16 protein-coding genes are annotated in these 18,113 nt (G+C 72.2%); 6 read left to right on the forward strand and 10 right to left on the reverse strand.

Features of this window, described 5'->3' with window-relative positions:
- Window position 1: 1 nt before the first annotated feature.
- The 3 genes from A1QA_RS0100430 to A1QA_RS0100440 are packed head-to-tail and all read right to left on the reverse strand — an operon-like array spanning window position 2 to window position 2,766.
- Window positions 2–883, reverse strand: a complete 882-nt coding sequence (locus A1QA_RS0100430) for an aldo/keto reductase (protein ID WP_017176964.1) — start codon at window positions 881–883, stop codon at window positions 2–4.
- 58 nt (window positions 884–941) lie between these two features.
- A complete protein-coding gene (gene dapA, locus A1QA_RS0100435) occupies window positions 942–1,844 on the reverse strand; it encodes a 4-hydroxy-tetrahydrodipicolinate synthase (protein WP_017176965.1) in 903 nt (300 codons plus the stop codon).
- 55 nt (window positions 1,845–1,899) lie between these two features.
- Window positions 1,900–2,766 carry an NAD(P)-dependent oxidoreductase gene (locus A1QA_RS0100440; protein WP_017176966.1) on the reverse strand — a complete coding sequence of 289 codons (867 nt, stop codon included), beginning with the start codon at window positions 2,764–2,766 and terminating at the stop codon, window positions 1,900–1,902.
- 133 nt (window positions 2,767–2,899) lie between these two features.
- Here A1QA_RS0100440 and A1QA_RS0100445 point away from each other — a divergent pair, with 133 nt between their 5' ends.
- The 3 genes from A1QA_RS0100445 to A1QA_RS0100455 all read left to right on the forward strand — a co-directional run bounded on the left by A1QA_RS0100445 (window position 2,900) and on the right by A1QA_RS0100455 (window position 4,355).
- Window positions 2,900–3,547, forward strand: coding sequence for a GNAT family N-acetyltransferase (locus A1QA_RS0100445; protein WP_017176967.1), 648 nt, complete (start codon window positions 2,900–2,902; stop codon window positions 3,545–3,547).
- 203 nt (window positions 3,548–3,750) lie between these two features.
- Entirely contained in the window at window positions 3,751–4,020 is a 270-nt protein-coding gene (locus A1QA_RS12875; protein ID WP_017176968.1) for an AbrB/MazE/SpoVT family DNA-binding domain-containing protein, read from the forward strand.
- Window positions 4,017–4,355: a type II toxin-antitoxin system PemK/MazF family toxin gene (locus A1QA_RS0100455; protein WP_017176969.1), complete on the forward strand. Its 339-nt coding sequence runs from the start codon at window positions 4,017–4,019 to the stop codon at window positions 4,353–4,355. The genes A1QA_RS12875 and A1QA_RS0100455 overlap by 4 nt, the downstream gene beginning before the upstream one ends.
- Before the next feature lie 157 nt (window positions 4,356–4,512).
- On the opposite strand, the gene A1QA_RS15660 is transcribed toward A1QA_RS0100455, so the two are convergent.
- The 7 genes from A1QA_RS15660 to A1QA_RS0100490 all read right to left on the reverse strand — a co-directional run bounded on the left by A1QA_RS15660 (window position 4,513) and on the right by A1QA_RS0100490 (window position 13,609).
- The gene (locus tag A1QA_RS15660) at window positions 4,513–4,653 is read right to left on the reverse strand and encodes a hypothetical protein (RefSeq protein WP_154652179.1); all 141 of its coding nucleotides are present in this window, start codon (window positions 4,651–4,653) and stop codon (window positions 4,513–4,515) included.
- Window positions 4,654–4,765: 112 nt separating this feature from the next.
- Window positions 4,766–5,518, reverse strand: a complete 753-nt coding sequence (gene dapB, locus A1QA_RS0100465) for a 4-hydroxy-tetrahydrodipicolinate reductase (protein ID WP_026048554.1) — start codon at window positions 5,516–5,518, stop codon at window positions 4,766–4,768.
- Window positions 5,519–5,574: 56 nt separating this feature from the next.
- A complete protein-coding gene (locus tag A1QA_RS0100470) occupies window positions 5,575–6,939 on the reverse strand; it encodes a M16 family metallopeptidase (protein WP_017176972.1) in 1,365 nt (454 codons plus the stop codon).
- Window positions 6,940–7,052: 113 nt separating this feature from the next.
- Window positions 7,053–9,452, reverse strand: coding sequence for a polyribonucleotide nucleotidyltransferase (locus tag A1QA_RS0100475; protein ID WP_017176973.1), 2,400 nt, complete (start codon window positions 9,450–9,452; stop codon window positions 7,053–7,055).
- A 114-nt stretch (window positions 9,453–9,566) separates the two neighbouring features.
- On the reverse strand, window positions 9,567–11,936 hold the full coding sequence (locus A1QA_RS0100480; RefSeq protein WP_017176974.1) for a glycoside hydrolase family 3 N-terminal domain-containing protein: 2,370 nt from the start codon (window positions 11,934–11,936) through the stop codon (window positions 9,567–9,569).
- Between the two features lie 175 nt (window positions 11,937–12,111).
- Entirely contained in the window at window positions 12,112–12,381 is a 270-nt protein-coding gene (gene rpsO / locus A1QA_RS0100485) for a 30S ribosomal protein S15 (protein WP_017176975.1), read from the reverse strand.
- 199 nt (window positions 12,382–12,580) lie between these two features.
- Complete coding sequence (locus A1QA_RS0100490) at window positions 12,581–13,609, reverse strand: bifunctional riboflavin kinase/FAD synthetase (protein ID WP_017176976.1); 1,029 nt, start codon at window positions 13,607–13,609, stop codon at window positions 12,581–12,583.
- A 255-nt stretch (window positions 13,610–13,864) separates the two neighbouring features.
- Here A1QA_RS0100490 and A1QA_RS0100495 point away from each other — a divergent pair, with 255 nt between their 5' ends.
- From A1QA_RS0100495 to A1QA_RS0100505, 3 genes are read left to right on the forward strand one after another with little or no spacing between them, the layout of a single operon-like run.
- Entirely contained in the window at window positions 13,865–14,512 is a 648-nt protein-coding gene (locus tag A1QA_RS0100495; RefSeq protein ID WP_017176977.1) for a TetR/AcrR family transcriptional regulator, read from the forward strand.
- Complete coding sequence (locus tag A1QA_RS0100500) at window positions 14,509–15,810, forward strand: MFS transporter (protein WP_017176978.1); 1,302 nt, start codon at window positions 14,509–14,511, stop codon at window positions 15,808–15,810. The genes A1QA_RS0100495 and A1QA_RS0100500 overlap by 4 nt, the downstream gene beginning before the upstream one ends.
- Window positions 15,792–18,110 (forward strand): ABC transporter permease, encoded by a 2,319-nt coding sequence (locus A1QA_RS0100505; protein WP_017176979.1) that lies wholly within the window; start codon window positions 15,792–15,794, stop codon window positions 18,108–18,110. Before A1QA_RS0100500 ends, A1QA_RS0100505 begins: the two co-directional genes overlap by 19 nt.
- The last annotated feature ends 3 nt before the right edge of the window (window positions 18,111–18,113 follow it).

Below are 18,113 nucleotides of genomic sequence, written 5' to 3' on the forward strand. Positions count from 1 at the left end.
CTCAGTCCTTGGGGAGGGCGTAGCGCTCCATGAGTCCCAGGGCGAACTCGGGGTCGTAGTGGTTCGCGGTGAGCGGCGTGGCCTCGTCCAGGGCGGCGATGGCGGCCATCTCCTCCTCGGTGAGGACGACGTCGAGGACGTCCAGGTTGGCGATCATGCGATCGCGGTGGACGGACTTCGGGATGATGATGACGTCGCGCTGGAGCAGGTAGCGCAGGGCCACCTGAGCGGCGGTCTTGCCATGCGCCTGACCGATGGCGGTGAGCACCGGGTGGGTGAAGATCCCCTTGCGCCCCTGGGCGAGCGGCCCCCACGACTCCAGGGCGGTGCCGTACTTCGAGTACCAGGGTCGGGAGGCCACCTGCTGGTTGAAGACGTGGGTCTCCATCTGGTTGACGGCCGGGGCGACGTCGACGTTCTCGGCGAGGTCGACGAAGCGGTCCGGGAAGAAGTTGGACACGCCGATGGCGCGGGCCCTGCCGGCCTGGAGGGCGGCCTCCATGGCGCGGTAGGTGCCGTAGTAGTCGCCGAAGGGCTGGTGGACGAGGAGGAGGTCGACGTAGTCGGTGCCCAGGCGCCGCAGGGAGGCGTCGATGGAGCGCGCGGCAGTGGCCTCGCCCGCGTTGGAGAACCAGATCTTCGTCGTCAGGAACAGCTCCTCGCGGGGCACGCCGCAGCCGACGACGGCGGCGCCCACGCCCTCCTCGTTGCGGTAGGCCTGGGCGGTGTCGATCGAGCGGTAGCCGACCTCGATCGCCTCGCGCACGGCCCGCTCGGTCTCCTCGGGCGGGGTGAGGAAGACGCCGTAGCCGATCATCGGCATGACGACGCCGTTGTTGAGGGTGGTGGTGGGGATCTCCGGGGTCGATGGTGCGGCGGTCATGAGGATCTCCCTTGTGGTGGCGATGGTGGTGGTCGCGGTGCGGATGGTGACGGCGCGCCTAGAGCAGCCCGGAGGCGGCGAGGGCCTCGCGCAGGGCGGCGACCTCCTCGGCGGAGGCGCGCACGAGGGGCAGGCGCAGGGCGGCGCTGGGGATGCGCCCCTGGAGGAAAAGGGCCTCCTTGGCCATGACGGCCCCCTGTCCCCCGCCCATGATGGCGCCGACGAGCGGGCGCATGCGCTGGGCGACGGCGCGGGCCCCGGCGAGGTCGCCCTCGTCCACCTCGGTGATCATCTCGCGCCAGGAGTGGGCGTCCGCGTGGGCGACGACGCTGATGACGCCGGAGGCGCCGTGGGCGAGCCAGGCGAAGTTGAGGCCGTCGTCGCCCGAGTAGTACTCCAGGCCGGTGACCTCCATGCGGCGGAAGCCCTGCTCGACGTCGCCGGTGGCGTCCTTGACGGCGAGCACGCGGGGGTGCTCGGCCAGGCGCGCCAGGGTGTCATCGGTGATGCGCACGCCGGTGCGGCCGGGGATGTCGTAGATCATGACGGGCAGGTCCGTGGCCTCGACGACCGCCATGATGTGCTGGTAGACGCCCTCCTGGCTGGGTCGGTTGTAGTAGGGGGCGTTGATGAGCAGGCCCTCGGCGCCCGCGGCCTGGCTGCCGACCCCGATGCGCACGGCGTGGGCGGTGTCGTTGGAGCCGGCGCCGGCGATGAGCATGGCGCGCCCGGCGAGGGCGTCCTTGACCTCCCGCAGGAGGGTCTGCTTCTCGGGCAGGTGGGTGGTGGGGGCCTCGCCGGTGGTCCCGGCCAGGAGGATGAGGTCGGCGCCGTCGTCGACGAGGGAGACGGCCAGGGACTGGGCGGCGGGAACGTCGATCTCGCCCTCGGGGGTGAAGGGCGTGATCATGGCGACGCCCACTGAGCCGAAGGAGCGGGAGGGCAGGGTGCTCTGGGTCATGCCCCGAGGGTAACGGCGATCACGCGCCGAGGACAGGGCGTCTCAGGCGGCACGGCTACTCCCCCGGGGCGACGACCCTGTCGATGGCGGCCACGTCGAGGTCCCCGTATCCCTGGGCGTGGGCGGCGGCCAGCTGCATGAGCCCGGCCGCGCCGACGGGGGTGGGCACGCCCAGGCGGGCGGCGGCCTCGACGGCCAGGCGCAGGTCCTTCAGCGCCAGGTCGACGCCGAAGCGGTTGTCGAGGTCGCCGTCGATCATCCACGGCAGGCGCAGGTCCGCCTGGTAGGACCAGCCGCCGGTGTCCTTGAGGGCATCCAGGAAGACGGCGGGCTCGACGCCGCTGGCGCGGCACAGCTCATAGCCCTCGGCCACGAGGGCGACCGTCGTCATGCCGATGAGGTTGGAGACCAGTTTGAAGGCGGTGGCGCTTTCCACCGATCCCATGCGGTGGACTGCGGCGCCGATGATCTCGAAGACGCCGGCCAGCTCCTCCAGGGCGCTCTCGTCCCCGCCCACGAAGAGCGGCAGCTCGCCGGCCTCCGCCTGGGCCGGGCCCTTGCCCAGCGGGCAGGCGACAAAGCGGCGGCCGGAGGCCTGGGCGCCGTCGGCGAGGGCCCGGGCGGTGGTGGGGTCGACAGTGGAGGCGTCCATCCAGATCGATCCGGCGGGCGAAAGGCCGCGGTTGGCCTCGTGGATATCAAGGACCGTATCGGGCATGGGCAGGCAGGTGATGACGAGGTCGGCGCCGTCGAGCGCGTCGCTCATACTGGCGGCGGCGCTGGCCCCGGCCTCGACGCAGGCCTCGACCGGCGCCTTGCTGCGGCCGACCACGCGCACCTCGAAGCGGCCGCTGCGGGCGAGGTTCCTCGCGATGCCGCCGCCCATGCGGCCGACCCCGATGCAGGCGATGGTGTGGATCATTCGCTTCCTCCTTCAGCGCGGGGGCGCTCGGGGTTGGCGCCCGTTCCTCGCGCCGCCGCCGTCGCACCGCTCGGCACCACCCTAGTCACAGGGCTGGCCGGAGGGGACTGCCTCAGCCGATAGGCTCGCGCGCATGAGTGAGAGCAGCGAGCAGCATTCCGCGCCGTCGGTCTTCGACGCCGATCCCGCCTCCGGGCTGAGCGGCGGCCCCACGGCCCCGGAGCCGGGCTTCGTGCGCCCGGCGCGGGAGTCGGATCTGCCGCTCATCGGGCGGGTCCACGCGGCGACGATGCTGGCCTCGATGGAGGCAGGTCATGCCAGCGCCCATGAAGGCGCGGGGCTGCCTGCCGGTGTGCGGGCGATGATCGCGGCGCCCGTGGTGGCGGCGGGCTGGGAGGAGCCGGTGACCGCGCCGCCGAGCCCGCACCACCACGTGCTCGTGGCCACGCAGGGAGCGCTGGTGGTGGGTCTGCTGGGCCTGGCCCCGACGCAGGGCCTCGACGATTCCGGGCAGCCGGTGGAGGGATCCCGCGCGGTGGAGGTGACCGCGATCGGGGTCGCGCCGGAGCACCAGCGGCTCGGCCACGGCTCGCGGCTCATGGCGGCAGCGGTCGATCTGGCGCGCGAGGATGGGGCGAGCGCGGTGAGCGTGTGGGCGGTGCGCGGGGACGAGTCGATGTCCCGGCTGCTCACGGCTGTGGGGATGGCGCCCACGGGGATGCGGCGCGAGCTGCCGATCGGCGACGGCGTCGTCGAGGACTGCTGGGCCGCCGCCCTCTGAGCCGGGCCCGGCCGGGGCGAAAGTGGCCAGCTTTGAGGATTCCTTTTTCTGACGCGATGCCACGTCATGCATTGTCGCTGGTCAGAGCCTTGCGCTCACGGCGACTCGGACGCTCAGCGCCCTCCTGGGCGCGAGCAATCCTCAAACCTGGCCACGCACTCCTCGAAGTTATACCCTTGGTATAACGAGTGAGGAGGCTGGGCATGGCGCCGACGACCACGAAGATCGCCCGGTGGGGCAACAGTCAGGGGATCATGATCCCCCGCGCGGTGCTGCGCGAGGCGGGCTTGGAGGTGGGCGACCGCGTGGAGATCGGGATGGACGGGGCCTCCCGATTGACGGTGGCCCCGGCGCGTCGGCGCTGGCGAGCCCCGCGCAGGGTGAGCGCGGCAGAGCTCTTCGCGGACTACGAGGGTGCGCAGCCGGGCGAGCTGGATTGGGGCGCTGATGTGGGTGCGGAGGTCGTCGAGTGATCTGGCGCCAGGGCGACCTCATCGAGGTATCTTTCGATCCGACGGTGGGCCACGAGCCGATGAACCGGCGCCCGGCGCTGGTGGCGAGCGCGGACGACTTCAATCTGCGCTCGTCATTGACGGCGGTGGTGCCGATCTCCACCCGGGTCAATGGCTACCCCCTCCATATTCCTCTGGAGCCCCATGAGGACGACGGCGGGGTGCGCGGGGTGGCGTGCGTGGAGCAGGTGCGGACGCTCGACCTCGAGCGCCGCCGCGCTCAGCGGCTCGGCGCGGCTCATCCGGAGTCGATGACGGCGGTGCTGGAGGCGCTGAGGGCGACCTTCGGGGTGTGACGCATTCACACCCACAGTCACGACGAAGCTCCTTGACATCCGCACCGTGAGCGCACGTCGCGTCGACGACGCTTCACACCCATCAGCATCTAGCGGAGTTCGAGGAAGTCACCCAGCCAGAGCATGATCTCCGCGAGCGCGCCCTCATCCGCGGCGCTCAGTGCTCGGCGTAGTAGGTGGGGAGGTTGAGCCACTCTCGGCTCTCGACGTCGTAGCTGGCGCGCTGCTCCGGCGCTTCCCTCCCGCAGCCATGCAGAATGGCCAGGTTTGAGGATTCCTTTTTCTGACGCGATGCCACGTCATGCATTGTCGCTGGTCAGAGCCTTGCGCTCACGGCGACTCGGACGGTCAACGCCCACCTGGGCGCGAGCAATCCTCAAACCTCGCCATTTTCGACGCGTCTTACGCGCTCAGAGGTCGAGGAGGTTCTCCAGGCCGATGGTGAGGCCCTCGCGGCTGCCGACCTCGCGCGCGGCCAGGACGACGCCGGGCATGAAGGAGGCGCGGTCGAAGCAGTCGGTGCGGATGGTGAGCTGCTCGCCGGGGTTGCCCAGGACGACCTCCTCGTGGGCGGTCAGTCCGCGCAGGCGCACGGCGTGGACGTGGACGCCGTCGATGACCGCGCCGCGGGCGCCGTCGGGGTCGGTCTGGGTGGCATCGGGCGAGGGGCCGATCCCGGCCTCGGCGCGGGCGGCGGCGATGCCCTTGGCGGTGGCGGTGGCGGTGCCTGAGGGGGCGTCGACCTTGTTCGGGTGGTGGAGCTCGATGACCTCGGCGGACTCGAAGTAGCGGGCGGCCAGGGCGGCGAAGCGCATGGACAGCACGGCGGACAGGGCGAAGTTGGGGGCGATGAGGACGCTGCGCCCGGCGGCCTCGGGGCGGGCGAGGTGCTCGCGGACGCGGCCGTAGGACTCTTCGGTCCAGCCGGTGGTGCCGACGACGACGTCGAGCCCGGCGTCGATGAGGGCGTGGACGTTGGCCTCGGTGACGTCGGGGACGGTGAAGTCGACGGCGACCCGCGCCCCGGCGAGGTGCTCGGCGTCGATGGGGTCGCCGACGTCGAGGCGGGCGACGAGCTCGAGCCCCTCGGCGTCCTCAACGGCCTGGCAGACGGTTGATCCCATGCGCCCGGCGGCGCCCACAACAGCAACACGAATCGTCATGCCGTCAGTCTACGAGCCAGCCCGCCGAGCCGCGGCGCGCGACCGCGGGCTGGGCCTCAGGCGGCGGGGCCGACGAGGACGCGGGCGCGCTTCTGGGCGGCCAGCCAGGCGGCCAGCTCCCGCACGTCCTCAGCGGTGACGGACTCCAGGAGGCGCAGGTTCTCGTCCATGGAGCGCAGGCGGGCCGTGGAGACCTCGCCGCGGCCGAGGCGGCCCATGCGGGCCAGGGAGTCCTCGCCGCCGAGCACCATGGAGCCGCGCAGCTGGGCGCGGGCGCGGGTGAGCTCGCGCTCGGTGATGCCGTCGGCGGCCAATCGCTCGAACTCCCCGACCATGACGGCGGCGACCTCCGTCGCGTGCCCGGGCGCGCAGCCCGCGTACATGCCGAAGGCGCCCGAGCCCGCGTAGGCGGCGTCGAAGGCGTAGGTCGTGTAGGCCAGGCCGCGCTTCTCGCGCACCTCCTGGAACAGACGCGAGGACATTCCCCCGCCGAGGATCGTGGTGAGCACGCTCATCGCCCAGCGGCGCTCGTCGCGCACGGGGATGCCCTGGCAGGTGAGGTAGAGGTGGCTCTGCTCGCTGTCGCGCTCGATGGTGACGTCGTGGACGTCGAGGGCGACGATCGGCTCGGTCTCGAAGCGGCGGGGGCGCGGCACGGCGTCGGCGGAGGCGTCCCAGCCGGCGGCGGCGAGGTCGGCGGCAACGCGCTCACAGATCTCGTCGTGGTCGACGGCGCCCGCCGCGGCAACGACGAGCGTGTCGGAGGCGTAGGTGCGCCGGTAGTGCTCCCAGACGGCGTCGCGCGGCACGGCGGTGACGGTGGCGGGGGTGCCGCCGATGGGTCGGCCCAGCGGTGTGCCGTCGCCGAAGGCGGCGCGGGCGAAGGCCTCCTGCGCGACATCTTGAGGATCATCGGCGGCGTCGGCGAGCTCGGAGACGATGACGGTGCGCTCGGTCTCCACCTCGGCGGGGTCGAGGAGGGAGGAGGTGACCATGTCCGCGAGGATGTCGAGGGCGGTGAGGGAGTCCTTGCCCTGGACGCGCGCGTAGTAGGAGGTGTGCTCCTTGGCGGTGGCGGCGTTGGACTCCCCACCGATCATGTCGAAGGCCTCGGCGATGCCGCGGGCGTCGCGGGTGGGCGTGCCCTTGAACAAGAGATGCTCCAGGAAGTGCGTGGAGCCCTCCTGGCCGGGGGCCTCGTCGCGCGAGCCCACCCCGAGCCACATGCCCAGGGCCGCCGAGCGCAGCCCGGGGACCTGCTCGGTGATGACCCGCACTCCCCCGGGCAGGATGGAGCGGCGCAGTCGGGCGCCGTCGTCGGTCAGGGACAGCTCGGTGCCGGGGACTCCCGCGCTCCCGCGGATGAGCTCCACCTCGGAGTAGTCGGCGCCGGGATGCGTGCTCGTGCTCGTCTCAGTCACCCGCGCAGCCTAACCGCCCCGGGAGACGAATCTCGCGCAGGCGGAGCGTGATGCTCCACCTGCGCGAGTCCCGTCAGGCGCGGCTCCCACGAGCCGCGGGAATCACCCGAGGATCAGTCCTCGGAGGCCTCGACGGTGCGGGTGCGACGACGGCGCGGGCGGCGCTCACGGCGCTCCGTGCCCTCGGCCTCACCGGACTCGCCCTCGGACTCGGAGGCGGCGCGGGCGCGGCGGGGACGGCGCTCACGGCGCTCGCCACCCTCAGAGCGCTCGCCGCGGTTGGCGCGGGCCTCGTCCTCGGCGGCCTGCTGCTCCTCGGTGAGGACGGCGTGCAGGCTGAGCTTGCCGCGCGGGTCGATCTCGGCGAGCTCGACCTGGACCTTGTCGCCCACCTGGAGGACGTCCTCGACGTTCTCCACGCGCTTGCCGCCGACGAGACGGCGGATCTGCGAGATGTGCAGCAGGCCGTCCTTGCCCGGGGACAGGGACACGAAGGCGCCGAAGGTCGTGGTCTTGACGACCGTGCCGATGAAGCGCTCGCCGATCTCGGGCATCTGCGGGTTGGCGATGGCGTTGACGGCCTCGCGGGCGGCCTCGGCGGACGGGCCGTCGGTGGCGCCGATGTAGATCGTGCCGTCGTCCTCGACCGTCAGGTCCGCGCCGGTGTCCTCCTGGATCTGGTTGATCATCTTGCCCTTGGGGCCGATGACCTCGCCGATCTTGTCGACGGGGATCTTGACGGTCAGCACGCGCGGGGCGGTGGGGGCCATCTCGAAGGGCTCGTCGCCCAGGGCCTCGTCGATGAGGTTGAGGATGTGGAAGCGGGCGTCGCGGGCCTGGCCGAGCGCGCCGGCGAGCACCTCGGAGGGCAGGCCGTCGAGCTTGGTGTCCAGCTGGAGCGCCGTGATGAAGTCACGCGTGCCGGCGACCTTGAAGTCCATGTCGCCGAAGGCGTCCTCGCTGCCGAGGATGTCGGTGAGGGTGGCCCACTTGGTCTCGCCGTCGATCACCTCGTGCATGAGGCCCATGGCGATGCCGGCCACGCGATCGCGCAGCGGCACGCCGGCCTGGGACATCGACAGGGTCGAGGCGCACACGGAGCCCATGGAGGTCGAGCCGTTGGAGCCCAGGGCCTCGGAGACCTGGCGGATGGCGTAGGGGAAGTCGTCCCGGCTGGGCAGGACGGGCACGAGGGCGCGCTCGGCCAGGGCGCCGTGCCCGATCTCGCGGCGCTTGGGGGCGCCGACGCGGCCGGTCTCACCGGTGGAGAAGGGCGGGAAGACGTACTGGTGCATGTAGCGCTTGTGCGTGATCGGAGAGAGGTCGTCGATCTGCTGCTCCATGCGCAGCATGTTGAGAGTGGTCACGCCCATGATCTGGGTCTCGCCGCGCTCGAAGATCGCCGAGCCGTGGACGCGGGGCAGGACCTCGACCTCGGCGCCCAGGGTGCGGATGTCCTTCAGGCCGCGGCCGTCCATGCGGATGCCCTCGGTGAGGGTGCGGTGGCGCACGACCTTCTTGGTGACGGACTTGAAGGCGGCCTTGAGGGCCTTGGCGTCCTCCTCGGCCGGGAAGGCCTCGGCGAGGTCGGCCAGGACCTGGTCGCGGACGGCGTCGATGGCCTCGTCGCGGGCGTGCTTGCCCTCGGTGGCGATCGCGGTGGCGAGGTCGTGGGCCTGGGCGGCCTTCTCGACGGCGTCGTACTGCTCGTCGGAGTAGTCCAGGTAGAGGGGGAACTCGGCGGTGGGCTTGGAGGCGTGCTTGGCGACCTCCATCTGGGCCTCGCACAGGGCCTTGATGTGCGGCTTGGCGGCCTCCAGGGCCTCGGCGACGACGGCCTCGGTGGGGGCGGTGGCGCCAGCGGCGATGAGCTCCATCATGTTCTCGGTGCCGCCGGCCTCGACCATCATGATGGCGACGTCGCCGTCCTCCAGGACACGGCCGGCCACGACCATGTTGAAGGTGGCGCGCTCGAGCTCGGACCAGCGGGGGAAGGCCACCCACTGGCCGTCGATGAGGGCCAGGCGGGTGCCGGCCACGGGGCCGGCGAAGGGCAGGCCCGCGATCTGGGTCGACATGGAGGCGGCGTTGATCGCCAGGACGTCGTAGGCGTCGTCGGGGTGGATCGCCAGGACCGTCTCGACGACCTGGACCTCGTTGCGCAGGCCCTTGACGAAGGAGGGGCGCAGGGGGCGGTCGATGAGGCGGCAGGCCAGGATGGCGGAGGTGCCGGCGCGGCCCTCGCGGCGGAAGAAGGAGCCGGGGATGCGGCCGGCGGCGTACTGGCGCTCCTCGACGTCGACGGTCAGCGGGAAGAAGTCGAACTGGTCCTTGGGGTGCTTGCCGACGGTGGTGGCCGACAGGATGGCGGTCTCGCCGTCGAGGTAGGCCATGGCGGAGCCTGCGGCCTGCTTGGCCAGGCGGCCGGTCTCGAAGCGGATCACGCGCTTGCCGAAGGAGCCGTTGTCGATCACTGCCTCGGCGGCGGTGACCTCGGGGTCATCAATGAACATCGTCGATGTGTCTCTTTCTCACAAAGATATGGCAGGCAAAGTCTAAGCCGCGCCCCGCGCGGGGCGGCCAGAACCATCACGTGAGATGGGACGCGCTCCCGCCGCCCAGGCCCGTCACACGACGTCGAAGGCCGCGTGGGCGCCGGCAGCGAAGGTCTCGCTGGAGCCGCCAACGTGGACGTCGATCGTGGTGGCGTCCTGGACGCGCGAGCGGGTGGCGGCCGACCAGTAGGACAGCTCGTCGGGGCCGAGCCGGAACTCCACGGTTCGGGACTGGCCCGCGGGGACGGCGACGCGGGCGAAGTCCTTGAGCTCGCGCTCGGGGCGGGTCGACGAGCCGTGGCGCTGGTGGATGTAGAGCTGGACGACCTCCTCGCCGTCGCGCTCGCCCGTGTTGGCCACGTCCACGCTCACGGTGACGGACTCCCCCACGGCGATCCGGGGCGAGGACAGGCGCGGCTCGGAGTAGGTGAAGGTGGTGTAGGAGCCGCCGTGCCCGAAGGGGTAGAGGGGCGTGGAGGCCTCGTCCCAGTAGCGCTCGCCAGCGCCCTCGGGCTGGAAGGTGCGGTAGTGGGAGTGGATCATCGGGACCTGCCCCACGGTGCGCGGCCAGGTGACGGGCAGGCGCCCGGCGGGGTCGACGTCGCCGAAGAGGGCGGCGGCCACGGCCTCACCGCCGCGGGTGCCGGGGTACCAGACCTGCATGATGGCGGGCAGGTTCTCATCGGCCCAGCGCAGGTCGAGGGGGCGCCCGGACATGACGAGGGCGACGGTGGGCGTGCCCGTGGCGGCCACGGCCTGGAGCAGCTCGAGCTGGCGGCCGGGCAGGTCCAGGGTGGAGGTGGAGGCCTTCTCACCGATCTGGTTCTGCGCCTGCCCGACGACGACGATCGCCACCTCGGCGCCCCGCGCGGTCCGGGCGGCCTCGGCGAGGGCGGCGTCGTCGTCGAAGTCCTCGGGGCGCGCGGGCAGGGCGCCGGGGGCCTCCTGGTCGTCGAACATGGAGGGGAAGACGCGCGGGGGCGCCCACTCCCCCACCGCGTAGTCGACGCGCGCGCCGCCGGAGCGAGCGCGGATGCCCGCCAGGATCGTCGTGGTCTCGGCCAAGTCCTCGTCGAAGACCCAGGGGCCCAGGGTGTCGCGGGGCGAGTCGGCGAGCTGGCCGATGACGGCGATGGAGGAGATCCCCTCGCCCAAGGGCAGGACGGGGGCACCCGCGGGCCCCGGCCAGGGCTCGTTCTTGAGCAGGACGAGGGACTTCTCGGCGGCGCGGCGGGCGGCCTCGCGGTGGGCGGGGTCGGCGAGGATCGCGGGGGCGGCAGCGGCGTCGGCGTAGGGCCGCTCGAACAGGCCCATGGCGATCTTGGCCCGAAGCACGCGGCGCACCGCCTCATCGACGTCGGCCTCATCCACGCGCCCAGCGCGCACAGAGCGCGGCAGGTGGAGGAAGGCGGCATCCTCCATCACCATCTCCATGTCCAGGCCCGCGTTCAGCGCCCGCGCGGCGGCGTCGGGGAGGTCGGCGGCGAAGTGCTGGGTGGCGAGCGACCGGACGGCGTTGGCGTCGGAGACGACGAATCCCTCGAAGCCCATCTCGCCCCGCAGCACGTCGGTGAGGAGCCAGGCGTTGCCGGAGGCGGGCACGCCGTTCAGGTCCATGTAGGCGCCCATGATGTTGCCTGACCCGGCCTCCACGGCGGCGCGGAAGGGCGGGAGGTAGACGTTCCACAGCTCGTTGTCGGAGATCTCCGCGTCCTCGTAGTCGCGGCCTCCGCGCGCCGCCCCGTAGCCCGCGAAGTGCTTGGGGCCGGCGATGATCCGCTCGGGGTCGCCGAGACGCTCGCCCTGGAAGCCACGCACCTGGGCGGCGGCCGCGGCGGCGCCGAGGCAGGGGTCCTCCCCCGCTCCCTCGACGATCCGGCCCCAGCGCGGGTCGCGGGCGATGTCCACCATGGGGGCGAAGGTCCACGACAGGCCGACGGCGCGGGCCTCGCGCGCGGCGACGCCCTGCGCCTCCTCGGCGACGGCGGGGTCCCAGGCCGCGGCCATGGCGATGGGCACGGGCATGATGGTGCGCAGGCCGTGGATGACGTCATAGCCGAAGATGAGGGGGATGCCGTGGGGGCTCTCCTCGACGGCGATGCGCTGGAGCGCGTTGATGGCATCGGGGTCGCGCACGAAGAGCAGGCTGCCGGCCCGCCCGGCGCGCACCTCGCCCTCGACCATCTCGGACTGGGCGAGGATCTCCCGGTCCTCCTCGGAAAGGCCGTCGGGGGCGGCGCCGGACTCGGCGGACGCGCCCGGGAGCAGCGCGGGGAGCATGGAGCGCCGATAGAAGTACTGGGTGAGCTGGCCGGCCTTCTCCTCCAGGCTCAGGCGGGCCAGCAGGTCCTCGACGCGCTCGTCGACGGGCGCGGCCGGGTCGAGGTAGAGGGGGCGGGCGGGGGCGGCGGACTGGTCGGGCATAGCGGGCTCGGCGGGCACGGTGGGCCTCCTCGGGCGGGACGTCGTCGGCGGCGCGGGCCCGCGCTGCGCGGGCGGCGGCCCTGCGATCCTAGAGGAGTCGGGGCGCGAAGGTGGCGGGATCAGGGAGAACGCGCTCCGGCCCCGCCACCCTGAGGGGTGGCGGGGCCGGAGCGGAAGGCTTCTGGCGCGGGCCTCAGCGGCGGATGCCGAGGCGGGCGATGAGCGAGCGGTAGCGCTCGATGTCCTCCTTCATGAGGTAGTCGAGGAGGCGGCGGCGCTTACCGATGAGCAGGTAGAGGCCACGGCGCGAGTGGTGGTCGTGCGTGTGGGTCTTGAAGTGCTCGGTGAGGTTGGAGATGCGCTCGGTGAGGACGGCGACCTGGACCTCGGGGGAGCCCGTGTCACCCTCGTGGGTGGCGTACTCGGCGATGATCTCGGACTTGCGCTCAGGGGTGACCGACATATGCGGGCTCCTTCTTCTCGTTGCGCGGAGCGCCGGGGCATGTTCACCCGGGCATGACGGTTCCGCGGCCGATCGACGGCGCGCCAACAGTACCAGGAGGCCGCCCCCTCCCCCGAGCCGGGGCCTGTGGGACCGGGCACAGGGCCTGCGCGTCCGGGCCCGCGGCATCAGCCGAGCGGGCGCGCGGGCCAGCCGACGCTCAGGCGGTGACATCCTCGGGCCGCACGGGCTCGGGCACGGGGACCCCGAGCACCTCGGCGGTGTCGACGACGTCCTGGCGCATCTGGGCCAGGAGTGGGTCGAGCCCGTCGAAGGCGAGCATGGGGCGCAGGTGGGACACGAAGTCCACGGCCACCTCCTCGCCGTAAAGGTCGAGGTCGGCCCGGCCGAGCACATGGGCCTCGATGGTGCGCGCCGGGACGTCATCGAAGGTGGGATTGGTGCCGATCGAGATCGCGGCGGGCAGGCGCTCCCCCTCGGCGCCCGCGCCCGGCGCCCCGGAGCGCACGAGCCATCCGGCGTAGACGCCGTCCGGTGGGACGACGCCGGCGGTGGCGGCGTCGAGGTTGGCGGTGGGGAAGCCGAGCTCGCGCCCGCGCCGCAGCCCGTGGACGACGGCGCCGCGCACGCGGTGCGGGCGCCCGAGGATCTCGGCCGCCTGGCGCACATCCCCGCCGGCGAGGCACTCGCGCGCCCAGGTGGAGGACCAGCGCCGCCCGCTGGGGGCCAGGAGCTCGGGGACGATCTCGACCTCGACGCCGTCAGCGGCGCCGATGGCGCGCAGGGAGTCGGCGTCGCCGGAGTTGTCCCGGCCGAAGCGCACGTCACCCCCGACGACGATCGCCCGCGCGCCGAGGAGCCCTTCGAGCCAGTCGCGCACGAATCCCTCGGGAGACTGGTCGGCGAAGGCCAGGGTGTAGGGGATGACGAGCGCGGCGTCGAGGCCCGTGGCGGCCAGGGCCCCCAGGCGGTCGGGCAGGGAGGCGATCATCGCCAGGTCGATGCCGGGGCGGTGGACGGTCAGGGGGTGCGGGTCGAAGGTGACGGCGACGGCGAGGCAGTCGGGGCCGAGCGCGCGGGCCCGCTCGACGACGCGGGCGAGGATCCTCTGGTGGCCGCGGTGGACGCCGTCGAAGACACCGACGGTCACGACGCTTCCCGCGCTGGCGGCGCCCCTCGCGGCGCGCAGTGACTCGGGCACCTGCTCGGCGCCGTACCAGATCTCCACCGGCTGCGATCCTGCTCTGTCCCGTGGCCGGCGGGCACCCGTGGATGGGGCAGCCCGGCCGGACCGCCTGTCATGACTGGACCAACCCTGCCACGGCGGCGACGGCGGCGCGAACCGGGAGCGGTGGCCGGGAAGCCGGGCGGGGCGCGCCCGACCAGGAGGGCTTGCGGGGGCAGGATGGGCCCATCTAGACTATCGACCGACGGTCGGTCGGTAATGATCGGCCCTGAGCCCTCCCGAGAGGAATCCACTCCCATGCCCCGCATCACCAAGCCCGCCGCCGAGCGCCGCGAGGAGATCCTCAACGCCGCCGCGGCCCTCTTCACCACCAAAGGCGTGACCGCCTCCACCATGAACGACATCCTGGGAGCGGTCGGCGTGGCCAAGGGAACGCTCTACTACCACTTCACGTCCAAGGACGAGATCCTGCGCTCCCTCATCGACCGGACAGTCGCCGAGATCGCCGAGCGCGCCGCCCAGGCCGCCGCGGCCCCGCTCCCCGCGCCCGAGCGCCTGCTCGCCGTCATCGCGGCCGCCCGGGTGGAGGGCGAGGCCGCCGAGATGATCGACGACCTCCACGACGCCGCCAACACGCAGTTCCACCTGCGCTCCCTCGTCAGCACGATCCGGGCGCTCGCCCCGATCCTCGTCGGGGTTATCGAGGACGGCATCGACGAGGGGGCCTTCACCTGCGCCGACCCTCGCACCGCCGTCGAGATCATCCTGACCGCGGGTTCCATGCTCACCGACGAGGGGATCTTCACCGGCGAGGCCGATCAGCGCCCCCGCCGCATGGCTGGCACCCTCGCCGCGGCCGAGCTCCTGCTCGGGGCCGCCCCGGGAACGCTGGCCGGGCCGATCGCCTCCGCCACCTCCCCCGCGACGCCCGAGGCGGACTCATGAGGCTCCTCGGCCTGTTGGTCCTCGGCTCCTTCGTGACCTCTATCGGCACGGGGATGACCGCCTTCGGCCTGGCGATCATGGCGTACTCGTCCACGGGCTCCGCCAGCGCGGTGGCCGCTGTGCAGATGTGCGCCCTTGCGCCCCTGATCCTGCTGGCCCCTGTGGCCGGGGCCCTGGCCGACCGGCATGACCGCCGCCTGGTCATGGTCGTCGGCGATGGCGGATCCGTCCTCGGCCTGATCATCATCCTGGTGGCGCTGCGCTCACCCGCCCCGAGTCTGACCATGGTGCTCGTCGGCGTCGCCCTTTCCTCGATCATGGCCTCGCTCACCGAGCCCGCCCTGCGCGCTTCCGTCTCCGAGCTCGTCGAGCCCGAGCAGTACGTCCGCGCCTCAGGGCTGCTCCAGGCGTCCAGCGCGGCCAAGCTCCTCGTCTCCCCCGCCCTGGCGGGCCTCCTCCTGCCGGTCCTGGGACTGCCCGGGATCATCATCATCGATGCCTCCACCTGCGCGGTGACGGTGGCATGCTCGTTGGCTGTGCGCCGCGCGCTGCCCCCGCGCGCCGCCTCGGAGCCGGTCGGCACCCGCGAGCGCCTGCTCGGCGGCTGGCAGCAGATTCACAGCGAGCCCCGGCTTCGGTCCCTGGTCATCATCATGACGGCGCTCACCATGACAATCGGTATCGTGCAGGTGCTGTTCAAGCCCTCGTTGCTGCCCTGGATGAGCGCCCAGTCCGTCGGGCTGGTCGAGACCCTGTGCGCCATGGGGCTGCTGGTCGGCGCCGGTCTCGCGACCGCCACCAAGGCGCGCCCGGTCACGCTGCTCGCCAGCGGCACCGCCATCACGGGCGCCGCCATGATCGGTCTTGCGGCCCGCCCCTGGATCTGGTCGGTCGCCACAGCCGGGATCATCGCCTTCGCCTCCCTCGCCCTGTGCCAGGCAGGGGCCGACGCCCTCGTGCGCGGCCGCCTCGATCCGCAGAGCGAAGCAGCCGCCTGGGGAACCATCAGCCTCATCACCCAGTCCGGCTACCTGGCGGCCTACGCCACCGCCGCCCCACTGGCCGACTACGTCTTCTCCCCGCTCGTTAGCCGCGGCGGGATCGGAACGGCACTCGTCGGCTCCGGGCAGGGACGGGGCGCCGCTTTGACGATCGCCGTCACTGGCGCGCTCACGATCGCCCTCGCCGTCATCCTGCGCGCCAAGCGGAGGAGCCTCTCGCCGGAGGCGTCCCCCGTCCTGTCCCCCAATCCGCACCACTCACTCAAGGAGACCAGATCATGCTCCAACGCCTCCTGAGGGCGGATCTGGCGCGTGGCGCCGCCGTTGCCCTGATCCTGACCGCCCTCATAGCCCTGGCGTGCGCCCTGGCGAGCGCCTCCGCCCGGATCATCGTCGACACGACATCGGCGACCAACCAACTCGCCCGCCGGGCCAACCTCCCAGACCTCGTGCAGATGCACTCCGGGGAGCTCGACGCCGAGGAGATCACGGCGTGGGCCAGCTCGCGCCCGGAGATAGTCGACCACGAGATCATCAAGTCGCTGCCCGCGCCCCGCACGGAGCTGTGGATCGGCGGCACCAACCAGGCCGACTCCTTCCAGGAGCCCGCCTTCGTCACCGCCCCCAAGCGCATCGACCTGCTTATGGGCGACGATGGCCGCCCCGCCGATCCGGGCCCGGGCGAGATCGCGCTGCCGATCCACTACTCGGTGACGGGGGCCGCTCGGATCGGGGACACCATCACCGTCGGCACCGGAGAGGCGGCGGTGACCCTCCGAGTCACCGGGTTCTTCCGGGACGCCCAGATGAACGCCGCGATGATCCCCTCCAAGCGCCTTGTGGTCAGCCCCGAGGACTTCGAGGTCCTGGCGCAGCGCATCACGGAGCCCGAGTACTTCATCGAGTTCGACCTGACGGACTCCGCCCGGCCCGGCTCGGTGATCGCCGCCTACAACGACGCCGGCCTGCCCAACCAGGGAATCCACGTCGACGCCTCGATGATCCGCCTCATGAGCGCGCTGAGCACGCAGCTCATCGCCGTCGTGGCAGTGCTCGTTGCGCTCGTGCTGGCAGCGGTCTCCGTGCTCGCGCTGCGCTACACGGTGCTCGCCGCCTTGGAGGCCGACCTCGCCCAGATCGCCGTCCTCAAGGCGATCGGCGCCGCTCCTCGTCGCATCGCCAGGCTCTATATGGCCAAGTACCTCGCCCTGTCCGCCATCGGCGCCATCATCGGGTATGGGGCGGGCCTGCCGCTCGGCGCCTCCTTGGAGGCCCCGGCGCTGGCCTACCTCGGCACGCCCCCGACCAGTGTGTGGACCTTCGGGCTTCCCTTGGCGGCGGTGCTGGTACTGGCTGGCATCGTCATCAGCCTGACCCGCCTGACCCTGCGGCGCATGGGCCGCATCAGCACCGTCGAGGCGCTGCGCGCGGGAGCCTCGGGGGCCGTCAAGGCGCGCCGCCACCGGTGGCTCCTGTCCCACTCGCGCCGCGTGCCCTCCCTGCAGTGGCTCGGGATCCGGCAGGCGCTCCGGCCCACCAACATCCTCCTGCTAGGCGTGCTCGCACTGTCCACCACCACGATGCTGATCCCCCTCAACATCGCCTCGACCTTGGACAACCCCAGTATCGCCACATACCTGGGCGCCGGTGAGGCCGACCTGCGCATCGATGTGCGCGGCGGGGACGAGGACCTCGACGCGACGCGCAACGCCCTGGAGGCCGACCCGAGGATCGAGCGCTCCACGCGGATCCAGCGCCGCAGCTACGAGATGCTGGTCACCAACGACAAGTGGGAACCACTCCTCATCGATATCGGGGATCACGACGCCTTCCCGATGAAGTACCTCTCCGGTCGGGGCCCGGCCAGCACCGACGAGGTGTCGCTGTCCTACAGCCAGGCGGAGGCGGCGGGGGCGGAGGAGGGCTCCACCGTCACCGTGCGGGGCTCCCAGGGCGAGCAAGCCGAACGGAGCCTGACGGTCACGGGCGTCTACCAGGACATCACCAACAACGGCCTGACGGCGAAGGCCCTCTTCGACGACGGCTCACCCGCGCTGTGGCGCCTGGCCTACGCCGATGTGCGCGCCGGCGAGGACGCGTCCGCCGTCGCCAACGACCTGCGATCCGCCCTCCCCGAGGCGCAGGTGACCTCCTCGAGCCAGCACGCCTCGCAGTTCTTCGGGGCCACCGGCTCCCAGGTGCGCCTCATCGCGATCATGACCTGCGCGGTCGCCCTAGCGCTGTCGTTCTTGATCACCACTCTCTTCGTGGTGCTCATCCTGACCAGGGAGCGCGATCAGGTCTCCACCATGCAGGCCCTGGGGGCGCCCCTGCGGTCCATCCAGCGCCATTACCTCACGCGCTTCGGCATCATCGCCGTCATCGGCCTCATCATCGGAATCGTTCTCGCCCTCTTCCTCGGGGACATCGCCGTGAGCGCGATCATGGCCTCCCGAGGCGCGCCCGGAATCGAGCTCCTCCCCGAGGCCTGGGTCGTGGGACTCATGATCCCCGCCGCCGTCATCATCACCACCGCCGCCGCCATCGGGCTCGCCCTGCGGCGCCTTCCCACCGCGCCCCTGCGCACCAGCGAGTAGAGG

It is taken from the genome of Actinomyces timonensis DSM 23838, assembly GCF_000295095.1.
GTDB lineage: Bacteria > Actinomycetota > Actinomycetes > Actinomycetales > Actinomycetaceae > Actinomyces > Actinomyces timonensis.